The 12,773-nt window shown below is 45.9% G+C and carries 12 protein-coding genes; 11 read left to right on the top strand and 1 reads right to left on the bottom strand.

From position 1 onward, the window contains the following. The first annotated feature begins 126 nt into the window (after positions 1-126). The 6 genes from NSQ20_RS24840 to NSQ20_RS24815 all read left to right on the top strand — a co-directional run bounded on the left by NSQ20_RS24840 (position 127) and on the right by NSQ20_RS24815 (position 6,638). Complete coding sequence (locus NSQ20_RS24840; RefSeq protein ID WP_036617497.1) at positions 127-366, top strand: post-transcriptional regulator; 240 nt, start codon at positions 127-129, stop codon at positions 364-366. 91 nt (positions 367-457) lie between these two features. Further along, a complete protein-coding gene (secD, locus tag NSQ20_RS24835; RefSeq protein WP_076252966.1) occupies positions 458-1,708 on the top strand; it encodes a protein translocase subunit SecD in 1,251 nt (416 codons plus the stop codon). Then, complete coding sequence (gene secF, locus NSQ20_RS24830; RefSeq protein ID WP_340031072.1) at positions 1,698-2,606, top strand: protein translocase subunit SecF; 909 nt, start codon at positions 1,698-1,700, stop codon at positions 2,604-2,606. Before secD ends, secF begins: the two co-directional genes overlap by 11 nt. 73 nt (positions 2,607-2,679) lie before the next feature. Beyond that, on the top strand, positions 2,680-3,639 hold the full coding sequence (locus tag NSQ20_RS24825) for a cation diffusion facilitator family transporter (protein ID WP_340031071.1): 960 nt from the start codon (positions 2,680-2,682) through the stop codon (positions 3,637-3,639). Positions 3,640-3,679: 40 nt separating this feature from the next. Further along, positions 3,680-6,088, top strand: a complete 2,409-nt coding sequence (recJ, locus tag NSQ20_RS24820) for a single-stranded-DNA-specific exonuclease RecJ (protein WP_036616889.1) — start codon at positions 3,680-3,682, stop codon at positions 6,086-6,088. A 37-nt stretch (positions 6,089-6,125) separates the two neighbouring features. Continuing rightward, positions 6,126-6,638: an adenine phosphoribosyltransferase gene (locus tag NSQ20_RS24815; protein WP_340031069.1), complete on the top strand. Its 513-nt coding sequence runs from the start codon at positions 6,126-6,128 to the stop codon at positions 6,636-6,638. Positions 6,639-6,791: 153 nt separating this feature from the next. Here NSQ20_RS24815 and uraA read toward each other — a convergent pair whose 3' ends face one another. Further along, positions 6,792-8,108, bottom strand: a complete 1,317-nt coding sequence (uraA, locus tag NSQ20_RS24810; protein WP_036674549.1) for a uracil permease — start codon at positions 8,106-8,108, stop codon at positions 6,792-6,794. 373 nt (positions 8,109-8,481) lie between these two features. Between uraA and NSQ20_RS24805 the strand changes: the two genes are divergently transcribed. The 5 genes from NSQ20_RS24805 (at position 8,482) to NSQ20_RS24785 (ending at position 12,700) form a co-directional block, all read left to right on the top strand. After that, positions 8,482-10,659: a bifunctional (p)ppGpp synthetase/guanosine-3',5'-bis(diphosphate) 3'-pyrophosphohydrolase gene (locus NSQ20_RS24805; RefSeq protein WP_036616894.1), complete on the top strand. Its 2,178-nt coding sequence runs from the start codon at positions 8,482-8,484 to the stop codon at positions 10,657-10,659. Positions 10,660-10,671: 12 nt separating this feature from the next. Beyond that, entirely contained in the window at positions 10,672-11,133 is a 462-nt protein-coding gene (gene dtd, locus NSQ20_RS24800) for a D-aminoacyl-tRNA deacylase (RefSeq protein ID WP_100529057.1), read from the top strand. 76 nt (positions 11,134-11,209) lie between these two features. Then, positions 11,210-11,377: a hypothetical protein gene (locus NSQ20_RS24795; RefSeq protein ID WP_338706895.1), complete on the top strand. Its 168-nt coding sequence runs from the start codon at positions 11,210-11,212 to the stop codon at positions 11,375-11,377. Positions 11,378-11,642: 265 nt separating this feature from the next. Continuing rightward, the gene (locus NSQ20_RS24790) at positions 11,643-12,149 is read left to right on the top strand and encodes a type 1 glutamine amidotransferase domain-containing protein (RefSeq protein WP_036616900.1); all 507 of its coding nucleotides are present in this window, start codon (positions 11,643-11,645) and stop codon (positions 12,147-12,149) included. 104 nt (positions 12,150-12,253) lie between these two features. Next, complete coding sequence (locus NSQ20_RS24785; RefSeq protein ID WP_036616903.1) at positions 12,254-12,700, top strand: hypothetical protein; 447 nt, start codon at positions 12,254-12,256, stop codon at positions 12,698-12,700. Positions 12,701-12,773 lie beyond the last annotated feature (73 nt).

Genomic DNA, 12,773 nt, shown 5'->3' with positions numbered 1-12,773 from the left:
TTGGACACGATTAACAAAAAGAACCATATTCAGCAAGAAGGAATATGATCAGGCGAAGTCGAATCATGTAATATTGATGCCGCATAAAGGCTTGGATGTACGAAGGGAGGCTCCCCGTTGGAAGAAATGAATGATGTGGAGTTGGAACAGTCAATAGAGATGCTCTGCCGTAGCAAAGCGGAAGAATTAAGGCTTGTCGGTTACGAATATGTCACCAGCAAAGATGTCTGGAATTGCGTCAGTCATAAATATGAAAAACAGGGCATTCCACCGCTTCACCAGCTGGTGAACGACATTTTGTCACTGAAAGCAACAAGCTTTATGAACTTTATGACCGTGTCTGCATACCGGGGGTCCTCTTTCTAGACGAAAGGGATCTTTTTTGTTGAAAATTGACTGCTTTTTACGGCATCGCTATAATAGGAATATTGAGAACGAAAGGGGATCTAGGAACGGCATGAAAAGAATTATCAGTTTCATTCTGGTCGTGCTTGTCACCACAGGGGTAATGGTGGGAACAAGCCCGGAACTGCTCAAAAATATACGCTTGGGCCTTGATTTAAAGGGAGGCTACGAGATCTTATATGAAGCAGAGCCGCTCGAAGCAGGTCAACAAGTCACCAAAGCATCTTTGGTGCAAACGGCCAAAAGTCTTGAAAGCCGCGCCAATGCGCTCGGAACAAGCGAACCGGAGGTAACCACTGAAGGAAGCAACCGGATTCGATTGAAGTTGGCAGGGGTTACGGATGAGGCTGAAGTTAGAGCCAAAATGAAAGAACCGGCTGTTTTGACCTTCCGTAGTAAAGCTGAGAACGACAAGGAAGGCGAATACACCAAAATTGAGCTTCGCGGAAATGAATTTGTTGAGAATGCAGCCAAAGTTGTGTTCACTCAATTGAATGAGCCGATGATTGACATTCAAGTGAAAGACAAAGCCAAATTTTCCGAGATTACCAAACGTTTGATCGGACAACCTCTCGCGATTTATTTGGACGATGAGCTGTTATCTGCTCCAACCGTTAGACAACAGTTGACAGATGGTTCCGCTCAGATTTCGGGTGCTTACACACGTGACGAAGCAAACCAGCTTCGTGACACCATTAACCTGGGTGCATTGCCACTAAAACTTACAGAGAAGTATTCACAAAGTGTTGGTGCAACACTTGGTAAGCTTTCTTTGGATCAGACCATTAAAGCGGGATTGATTGGTTCCGTTATTATTCTAGTGTTCATGATTGGGCTTTATCGCATTCCTGGTATTATTGCGAGTTTTGCCTTGATCACACATACGTGGCTGGTACTTGCAATCTTCTATATGGGAGAATTCGTACTTACCCTTCCAGGTATTGCGGCGTTTATCCTGGGTATAGGGATGGCGGTCGATGCCAATATCATCACGTACGAACGGATTAAGGAAGAGATGCGAAGTGGTAAGTCGATTTTGTCATCGGTTAAAGCGGGGAGCAAACATTCCTTCCGTACAATCATTGACTCCAATGTCACTACCATTATTGCGGCCGCTGTTATGTTCTTCCTGGGTACAGGTGCGGTTAAAGGTTTTGCACTCGTGCTGATCTTTGATATTGTCACCAGTATCATCACGAATATTTTCTTCTCCCGCTTCCTGTTGACCCTGCTCGTACGGGCTAACGTGTTGAAGAAGCCTAAGTACTTCGGAGTGAAGGAGAGTGAAATTCGTGCGCTTTAATTGGAATTATGATTATGTTAAAGGTAGTAAGATTGCCTATATCTTCTCGATTATTCTGACGATTACGGGGATCATCAGCATTCTGGCTTTGGGTTTGAATTATGCCGTTGATTTCCGTGCTGGATCGAATGTGGATATCTCGGTATCCAAAGCAATCACAGCGGAGCAGATTAAACCTATCGTTAAGGACATCGGTGTTGATGAGGGTGATGTTACCATTACGCCGGGGGCTGACCGTGTAAATGTTCGTTTCTCCAATGAACTGGATGAGACCCAAGAGAGCAAATTTAAACAGGAATTTACCAAACTGGATGCATCGGCTTCCTATGAAGTAAATACCGTTGATCCAGAGATGGCCAAAGAATTGGAGCGCAACGCGATCTACGCGGTACTCATTGCAAGTATCGGGATCATGATCTATGTTGCGATCCGGTTTGAGTGGCGCTTTGGTTTGGCTGCGGTTATCGCACTCTTCCATGATGCATTTGTTGTAATAAGTGTGTTCTCTATCTTCCGGTTGGAAGTCGATCTGACCTTTATTACCGCAGTATTGACCATTGTCGGGTTCTCGATCAACGATACGATCGTTATCTTTGACCGGATTCGTGAGAATCTGCGTTTTGCCAAAAAGACAACCAAAGCCGACCTACGCGAGGTAGTCAATCGCAGTTTGGCTCAAACGATGACACGTTCCCTGAATACAACATTCACCGTGTTTGCAGCTTCAATCTGTTTGTTCATATTTGGTGGAGAATCCATTCGCATGTTCTCGCTTGCGATGGTTATCGGAACACTGTTCGGTGCATATTCTTCAATCTATATCGCCGCTCCACTATGGCTGATGCTCAAAGGTAAACAAGTGGATAAGCCAAAAACAGTAGCTAAAGAATCTAACTAAACATCTTATTGTGAAGCCGCGTCTGCCAGGCGCGGTTTTGCAACTTTATGTACAGAATTAAGGGGGAATATTCATGACCAGAGAACATATCCCATCTGCTCAGGCTGCCACATGGAGCGGTATTGCCGGTAATATGGGACTTGCGGTGATCAAAGCGGGAGTCGGTTATATGGCAAACAGCAAATCATTGCTCGCTGACGGCTTGTATTCTGCTTCTGAAGCTGGTTCTGCCCTGGCTGGTCTCTTTCCCTCCAAGTCTGTACGCGATAAGAGCAAGGCTCGCAGGGGACGGTTTAAAGAACATTCACGTGTTGCTAGACCCGGAATCTCAGTATTGTTATCTGTGCTGATTCTCATGGGTGGATTACAGCTTGCCATCTCCGCATTGGGTAGTCTCTCCGGAAGTGAACCGGAAGCACCCGGCAAGTCGGTACTTTTGGTGGCTGTTGCAGCTTTGGCTGTGAAAGAAGCGATTTTTCAATTTCAGTACAGATATTTCCGTAAACGAAACCAGTCTCAGGCGCTGGCCTATGCACAGCAACATCGCCGTGCACTCTATTGTTCGCTCACCGTGTTAATCGGCATTATAGGATCGATGGCTGGTGAAGAGACGGGTTTGAGCATGCTGCTCTACCTGGACCCCACAGCTGCGTTGATTGCTTCCTGTTTTGTGCTTCACAAGGGTTACCGAATGATTGTGGACACAGTCTATGGTTCACTTGTTCAGGAACTGGAGCAGGAAGAAGCCTCAGATTTCAGGGAGACCGTACAGCGGGTATATGGCATCATTACCATTGAGCATTTGGTTGCACGTGAACAGGAACATGATGTTACGATTGAGCTGGTCATTAGTGTGAATCCGAGAATCTCAATACTGGAAGCACAGGAGATTGCTAATCGGGCCAAGACTCTACTGTTAACCCGTTTCAGTCATGTGAAAGAAGTACAGATTCAAGCGATACCTTATGATCCAGGTTATCCCTATAAATCCAATCATGAACTGCCCGATCACGAAGCGACATTAATTCAGTAGTGAAGCGCGGGTCCAGTAGATCAGGAAAGGAGCGTTATCATTGCTTTATTCGCAATACCGGTGGAATACACCGAATATCGATTTGGAGGCGGCTGCGGGACTCTCGCAGGCGCTTTCCGTTTCACCCCTTGTTGGACGTTTGCTTGTGAGTCGAGGAGTGCACAATGAGAAGGAGGCCGAACGTTTTTTGCATCCTGACCTGAATCAGATGCATGATCCCTATCTGCTCCTCGGCATGAATGAAGCTGTGCCACGTATCAAGCTGGCATTGGAGCGGGAAGAACATATTTTGATCTACGGGGATTATGACGCTGATGGCGTATCCAGCACATCGCTCATGATCCATTTGATGCGTCATCTTGGGGCTTCGTACGATATATATATCCCTCATCGCTCGAATGAAGGGTATGGATTGCACAACCATGCATTGGATTGGGCCCATCAACAAGGCGTTTCATTGATTATTACCGTGGACACCGGAATCAGTGCTGTTGAACAGATTGCCTATGCGGCCACGCTGGGCATCGAAGTCATTGTGACAGATCACCACGAGCCGCCTGAAATTTTGCCCGAAGCCTTTACACTTATTAATCCGAAACTTCCAGGATGCCCGTATCCTTTTAAAGGTTTGGCAGGAGCGGGAGTAGCCTTGAAGCTCGCTCAGGCATTAATCGGGGAAGTGCCCGGTGAATGGATGGAGATTGCCGCCATCGGCACCGTTGCCGATCTGATGCCTTTGGAAGGGGAGAACCGGGTTATCGTTAGTTATGGAATAGAATCGATGCGTGGTTCACGTCTTCCCGGTGTAAGTGCATTGCTGGAAATCAGTGGGGTGGATCAGAGTCAGGTGACTTCAATTAATATTGCCTTTGCCATGGCACCTCGTATTAATGCCAGTGGACGTTTGGATCATGCCGGGAGAGCGGTATCGCTTCTCACCACCGAGAATCTGGACGAAGCTCATACGCTTGCGGGCCAGCTTGATCTATTGAATCGGGAGCGGCAGCAAGTCGTAGAGGGCATATTACAAGAAGCAACTGCACAGTTGGAACAAAAGATACAGCTTCGTTCAGGATCCGTTCCAGATGTAATCGTATTGGCTGGTGAGGGCTGGAACGTTGGAGTGGTTGGTATTGTGGCTTCCAAATTGCTGGAGCGATATTACCGACCTACACTTATCCTTGGGATCGATCCAGAGAGCGGTGTCTGCAAGGGCTCTGCGCGCTCCATTGAGGGCTTGGATATCTATCAGGCACTCACAGTCAATAAACACACTATGGACCATTACGGGGGACACCCTGCTGCAGCAGGTATGACCTTGCATCGGGAACAGTTGGAAGAACTTGAGGCTGGTTTGAATGAGTTTGCTGCATCTGTATTAACTGAAGAGGACTTTGTACCTCAACGTCTTGCGGATGATGAATGCAGAATCAGTGATGTTCCGCTGAAAGTGATCCAGGAGATCGACAGATTGCAGCCTTTTGGAATGAGCAATCCTTCGCCACGGTTTGTATTGAGAAGTGTGACTGTGAAGGAAACCAGAACGATGGGACGAGAGAAACGCCATCTGAAACTGGTTCTGGAACAGGATGGTCAGCAACTGGAAACTGTCGCTTTTGGCAAGGGAGCGTTAGCAGAGTTTCTTCTCCCAGGTTCCGTTATTGATGTGATGGGAGAACTGTCCATCAATGAATGGAATGGGATGAGAAAACCTCAATTGATGCTTCAGGACATTCATGTTCCTCAGGTCCAAGTGTTTGATTTGCGCGGTAATGCCGAGCCATTAAATGCGATGAAACATTTCTTGAGCTCACTTGAGGTGCATCTGCGATATAAATCTGGTTCTGTTGGTGCTATTGTTCGGAAAGAAACAGATGTTTCCGAGGGAAATTCATTGTATGAACCTTGCCTTTGGGTATATGATAGAAAGGTCGGGTTATTTCCGTGTAATGCTGCTGCACAGCATTATGGACAGGAACAAGTCCGGACGTTATTTGTGTTTGATACGCCGGAAACCCCGGAACAACTTAATGCCATGCTGGCTTTGTTCAGTGGAGCTGAGAATATCATCCTTCTGCACGGATCAGGCAACCGCCGAGATCGCCTTCAGATGCCTTCCAGAGAACTCTTTAAGCGTATTTATATGCAGGTGTTGAAATGGAAAGCTGAACCCGTGGAGGAACAAGAGATTACTCCTGTGCTCAGTCGTCAGTGTGGTTGTTCGCCGCGCATGATTACGATGATGTTGGATGTATTCGAAGAGTTATCCTTCATTACCCGTGATAACGGCAAAATTGCGTTTGTGGATAACCCGCCTAAGCGTGAACTAACCGCTTCACGTCACTATCAGGCGCTCGAAAATATGGCCGAGATAGAACAGGTGATGCTGGATGCAGCCACACCGCAACTGACACAATGGATGATATCCCGGATGAAGGGCGTATCTTAGATGGAAGTTTGTGTATTTATTTTAGGAGGAGATTATTTTGGATTTTAAAGATTATATTCGTGTCATCCCTGACTTTCCACAACCGGGAATCAGCTTTAAGGACATTACAACATTGTTGAAGGATGGAGAAATGTACCGCAATGCGATCAATGAACTGAAAGTGATGGTTTCTGATCTCAAAATTGACGTTATTGCTGGACCTGAAGCACGTGGTTTCGTTGTGGGCGCCCCTCTGGCATACGCTCTTGGTGTCGGTTTTGCTCCGATTCGCAAAAGTGGAAAACTGCCTGGAGAGACGATTGAAGTTGGTTATGATCTCGAGTATGGCAAGGATACACTCGCGATGCACACAGATGCGATTGAAAAAGGTCAAAATGTCCTGATCGCAGATGATTTGCTCGCAACGGGTGGAACGATTGCAACTTCCATCAACTTGATTGAACAATTGGGTGGGAACGTTGTCGGAGCTGCCTTCCTGATTGAGCTGTCTGATCTGAATGGTCGTGCCAAATTGCCAGAAATCGATGTATTCACATTGATGAATTATTAAGCTGAAATCTCCACATGTACCGCTGTGATGAAACATGAATTGTTTTTTCCGTTTCCCGGGAAATAATATACAGCATTAATGATTATCAAAAAGCCTGTTCTTCCAACCGTAAGGTTAGGGAGAACAGGCTTTTTGATGTGTATACGATGGAAGTTAATCGGGCGTTTTTTCAGTGATAGGCTGTTTACGTGAATCGTCATTCAACCAACCCAGCACTTCAAACAGTTTGAACAACAAGCTCATCAGGATTCCGACGATGGTTGCCAATGCCATCCCTTTCAGATGAACGCCATAGAAGGTAACTTCTGTACCACTCAGTCCGATGACCAATACAAGTGTAGTAAGCAGCAGATTGGTCGGTTTGGCAAAATCGACTTTCTGTTCAACCAAAATACGCAGACCAGATGCTGCAATAACCCCGAACAGAAGCAGGGATACGCCACCCATAACTGGCACAGGAATATTGGCTACAAGCGCCGAGAATGTTCCTGAGAAGGAGAGTACGATTGCAATGACTGCTGCGCCACCAATGACATATGTGGAGTATACGCGAGTCAGGGCCATTACACCGATGTTCTCACCATAGGTTGTATTGGGAGTAGATCCTACAAACCCGGACAGAATGGTGGAGACCCCATTACCAAGCAGGGAACGATGAAGCCCAGGGTCTTTCGAAAGATCTTTGCCTACAATGCTGCTCGTTACAAGCAAATGTCCAATATGTTCAACGATAACCACAAGCGCTACAGGTAAAATGGTGAAAATAACGGACCAGTCAAATGTAGGCGTTGTTACGGTTGGTAGTGAGATGAAATCAGCGTTTCCAATAGCCTGTTTATCAACCAGACCCATAGAATAGCCAAGGATATAACCGACTACAATACCGATTAGAATATGAATGATTTTGGGGAATCCACGGAACGTTACGGCCCCAATGACAGTGATACCAAGCGTGGCCATGGATAAAATGATTGGTTTGGCTTGAGGTGCCCAGTTGGGATATTTAAGGATATCGGGATTAATCAGACCTGCCATTCCGGCAGCCACGGGTACAAGCTCCAGTCCGATCAGAGCAACGATGGCACCCATAACCGCTGGTGGGAAGACAACATTGATCCATCCGGTACCCGCAAATTTAATAATGAGGGCCACGAAACAGAAAACAAGTCCTGTTATGATAAAAGCTCCAAGTGCCATGGAGTAGCCATTCTCAGGATGTTGTTTTAATACCATTGTGACAGGTGCAATAAAGGCAAAGCTTGATCCGAGATATGCTGGAATCTTTCCTTTACACATCAGTATGTACAACAGTGTTCCAATCCCGTTCATCAGCAGGATCATACTTGGATCAACACCGAACAGGTTGGGTACAAGTACTGTACTGCCAAACATGGCGAACAAATGCTGAAGGCTAAGCAGTGAACCTGAGCCAAGTGGCATCTTTTGATTAACCTGAATTTCGCGTTGCAATGAATTTCATCTCCTTTTCCGAAACACAAACTTTCAATAGATTACAGAGTTTCTCTTAATTAATCAATAACATTTTTGACGTAGCAAAGCGATGGAATTTATATTTTCATGAATTTTCCTTCTATTTCAGTAAATAACGGCAATAATACATAAGAAATAAGAAATACATCCAATCCCCTGTGAGTCATAGGGAAACGGGATAGAAGTAATTCAGATCACCAATATAAAAATTGGATAAGCGCTCTTATTCGTCAGCAGTTGACGGGAAACGGGCGAAGCGTCATAATTATAGGAAATTACTTTTACGGGGAACCTGTGTTGCAGCACTGTCACGGGTTCCATTTGGTATAGAAAGGACACGGAACAGATCAGAATGGGCATAGAGCAATTACTCGAGAAGGCCGGGGCATATATCAAAGAACCCGATCTGGTGCGCATACGAGAAGCTTACGAATTTGCTGATCAGGCCCACCATGGACAGACGCGAAAATCGGGAGAACCGTATATTCTGCATCCGCTTGCGGTTGCCGACATTGTTGTGAACATGCAGATGGACACCATCTCCATAATAGCAGCGCTTCTTCATGATGTAGTAGAGGATACTACGGTCTCACTTGAAGAGATCCGCAATCATTTCGGCAATACGTGTGCCATGCTTGTTGACGGCTTGACGAAGCTGGAACGTATTCAGTTTCGCTCCAAGGAAGAACAGCAGAACGAGAACTACCGCAAAATGTTCATCGCCATGGCGCAGGACATCCGTGTCATCGTGATTAAATTGGCTGACCGTCTGCATAATATGCGGACACTCAAGTTTCAGTCGGAAGAAAGCCAGCGCCGGATTTCATATGAGACGCTGGAAATTTTCTGCCCGATTGCAAACCGTTTGGGTATCTCTGCAATCAAATGGGAAATGGAGGACATCGCCCTCCGTTATTTGAATCCGCAGCAGTATTACCGAATTGCAAACCTGATGCACAAAAAACGTGCAGAACGGGAGCAATATATTGATACGGTTATGGATGGAATTACGAACAAGCTCGATGAGATGGGAATTCAGGCAGACCTTTCAGGCCGCCCGAAACATATCTACAGCGTGTTCAAGAAAATGACCACCAAGAACAAGCAGTTTAACGAAATTTATGATCTGCTTGCCATTCGTATTATTGTGGATAATATCAAGGATTGTTATGCTACCTTGGGAATTATACACACGCTATGGAAACCGATGCCTGGACGCTTTAAAGACTACATTGCGATGCCAAAGGCGAACATGTATCAATCACTGCATACAACGGTAGTTGGTCCCAATGGCGAACCAACGGAAGTACAGATCCGGACATGGGATATGCACCGGACTGCTGAATTTGGTATTGCTGCCCACTGGGCCTACAAAGAAGGCGCTGCGAACGGAAATCATTTTGAAGACAAGATTACGTTCTTCCGTGAAATTCTTGAACTTCAAAACGAAGCACAGGATGCATCAGAATTCGTAGAGTCACTCAAAATGGATTTCTTCTCGGATCTGGTATTTGTATTTACGCCAAAAGGAGAAGTCATCGAATTGCCAATCGGCTCTGTTCCTTTGGATTTTGCTTATCGAATCCATACGGAGGTTGGTAATCGGACCATTGGTGCCAAAGTAAACGGTCGGATTGTTCCGCTCGATTATCATCTGAAGACAGGTGATATCATCGAAATTTTGACGTCCAAACATTCTTACGGACCGAGCCAGGACTGGATGAAAATTGCGAAATCTTCTCATGCACGAGCGAAGATCAAGCAATGGTTCAAGAAGGAACGCCGTGAAGAAAACGTTGAAAAAGGTCGGGAAAGCTGTGAGCGTGAACTGAAGCGCATGGGGCTTGATCCTTCTGCGTGGATGACGGATGACAAGTTGATGGAAGCTGCCAAAAAATATGCGTTTAACGATATTGATGACATGCTTGCGGCTGTTGGATTCGGTGGGATTACTGCTGCACAGATTGTAACCAAAGCAACCGAAAAACTGCGTAAAGAGCAGGAAGAGTCCAGTTTGCTGGAATTAAATTCCGAGATGCGCGAGCTGAAACCTGCGCCTGAGCGCAGAAATCGACCAACCAACGGTATTCGTGTCAAAGGCATCGATAATCTGCTTGTTCGATTCGCACGATGCTGTAATCCTGTACCTGGGGATGACATTATCGGATATGTTACACGCGGACGCGGCGTTTCCGTACACCGTAGCGACTGTCCGAATATTCCGACAAGTGCAGACGGAGAAGAAGCAGCACGTGTTATTGAGGTCGAGTGGGAAGAGAATATCGAAGCAAGTTACAGTGTGGATATTGAGATTACAGGCCATGATCGGAATGGCTTGCTCAATGAGGTGCTTCAGGCTGTATCTGAAAGTAAAACCAATATATCTGCCGTTACAGGACGGACAGATAAAAATAAATTAGCATTGGTGCACGTCACAATTCTGATTCGTAATACGGATCATCTGCAATCCGTTGTAGAACGGATCAAACGTGTGAAAGATGTCTATTCGGTGCATCGGATTATGCAGTAAGGAGCCTGTAAGATGAGGGTGCTTGTACAACGCTGTAAAGAGGCTCAGGTGACCGTGGGAGACGAGCTGACAGGTAAGATCGAATCCGGATTAATGCTGCTCGTGGGCATTACCCATGAGGATACCGAGAAGGATGCCCAGTATCTGGCTGACAAAGTTAGTGGGTTGCGGATATTTGAGGATGATCAGGAGAAGATGAATCTCAGTCTGCTTGATGTTGGCGGTGCTGTATTGTCTGTTTCCCAGTTCACCCTGTACGGAGATTGTCGCAAAGGAAAGCGCCCGAGCTTTGCGGCTGCGGCCCGACCTGAAGCGGCAGAACTGTTATATGAAACGTTTAATCAACTGCTACGTGATAAAGGTATTCAGGTTGAAACCGGGCGTTTCGGAGCGATGATGGATGTAACATTTACCAACTGGGGACCCGTGACTTTGATGCTTGAAAGTCCGGTTCGTCAGGAACCAAGTGCATAATTCCATGGGGTTCAGGCCATAATAAGGGATAATTCGTTGATGACTATTTCATGATCAAAGGAGTATCCATCCAATTATGCGCCAATCTGCGAAAGAAACACGTGCCCGTACAGAACCTTTGTTACTCCCTGGCAACCTGTATGAATCATTGCACCTTGCCCGTTCGGCTGCTGAGTATGTTGCAACGATCTGGGCACTTCAGGATTCGGATAAAGGGAAGCAGAGTCATCTTCCGCGATCTTGAATGTTTACACAGGGATATAAACATCCGATATTTGGATTATACAGATTTTGAAAAAGTCCTGATTCCTTCCCGAATCAGGACTTTTTGTCGTGAGTTGATCATTTAACTATTCGTTTGAAGACTTCGTTACAAAATGAAATTACATTGAATTGTTATAAATTGCTCTGGTGAGGGTAATAACAAAACGAGGCACAACGAAGTGCCAATGTACTGCAAGACCCGATTTTATAAAGAAAGTTCGAACACGGAAAGGAGAACATACGTTATGAGTAAAGTTGCTTTTTTATTGGCGAATGACTTTGAAGATTCGGAGATGCAGGTCCCGTATGACGAAGTGAAAAAAGCTGGACATGAAGTGGAGATTATCGGATTAAAAGCCGGTGAGACCCTTAAAGGTAAAGGAGGAAAGGCCTCCTATACCACAGATAAGGCGATTGGTGATGCATCCGCTTCAGATTATGATGCAGTCGTGATTCCTGGTGGATCATCCCCTGAGAATTTGCGAAGTGATGCGCACATTTTGAAGTTTGTCACTGAGATCAACAGTGCGAAGAAACCAATTGCTGCGATCTGTCATGGTCCGCAAATTTTGGCTAGTGCCGGTCTGTTGAAAGGCCGTACCATTACATCCTATCCACCACTTAAGGATGATATGGTAAACGCAGGAGCAGAGTTCAAGGACCATGAGGCCGTTGTGGATGGAAACTATATTACATCCCGAACACCTGAAGATGAGCCAGCGTTTGTACGTGAACTGCTAAAAGTTATATAACTTCATCCAGTACAACTGACATACATTGATGTATCTTAACTACGTTACATCGTGAGGTTACGAAACTTCACGTTGCATTTCATTCCGAAAAAGGAGGGTTTGACATGACAAAACATATTCAGGCGTATTTTCGAACCGAGGACGAGGCAGAGGGAGCAAGAACTTCACTTCAGACGTTCCGTACAGAGCATTTGGAAGTAGGTCAACTGGACAGTGCGGTAGGTAGAGACACGCGTGTTATGGTGCCACTGGTGCCTTATAATACAGCAGGTGGCGTAGGCACCAACGGAGCAATGGGTGTAGGTGCAGCCCCTGGTGTTCCAGCCAGCGAAAATGTGATCCCTGTAGTAGCCAATGTGGACCGTGATGCAGAACGGGATACTCGTGACAGAGTGAATGAGGATGGAGACCTGCTGAATGCTGCAGATGTGTCTTCGGCCGATTATGATGATCTGCATTATGTTCTGTCTGCCAAAGTAAGGGATGAGGATTATGACGAGATTGTTCATAAGCTTCGTTCCAACCATGCCTATGTGGAAGATTTGAATTAACGTGTAGATACTTCTTGGCCCTTGCACTGCTCGACCACACAGTCGAGTGATGTGCAAGGGCTTTTTAATCAGG

Source organism: Paenibacillus sp. FSL K6-1122, assembly GCF_037977015.1.
GTDB classification, from domain to species: domain Bacteria; phylum Bacillota; class Bacilli; order Paenibacillales; family Paenibacillaceae; genus Paenibacillus; species Paenibacillus amylolyticus.
The sequence above is the reverse complement of the archived record's forward strand: the minus strand, read 5'-3'. Positions and strand labels throughout refer to the sequence as shown.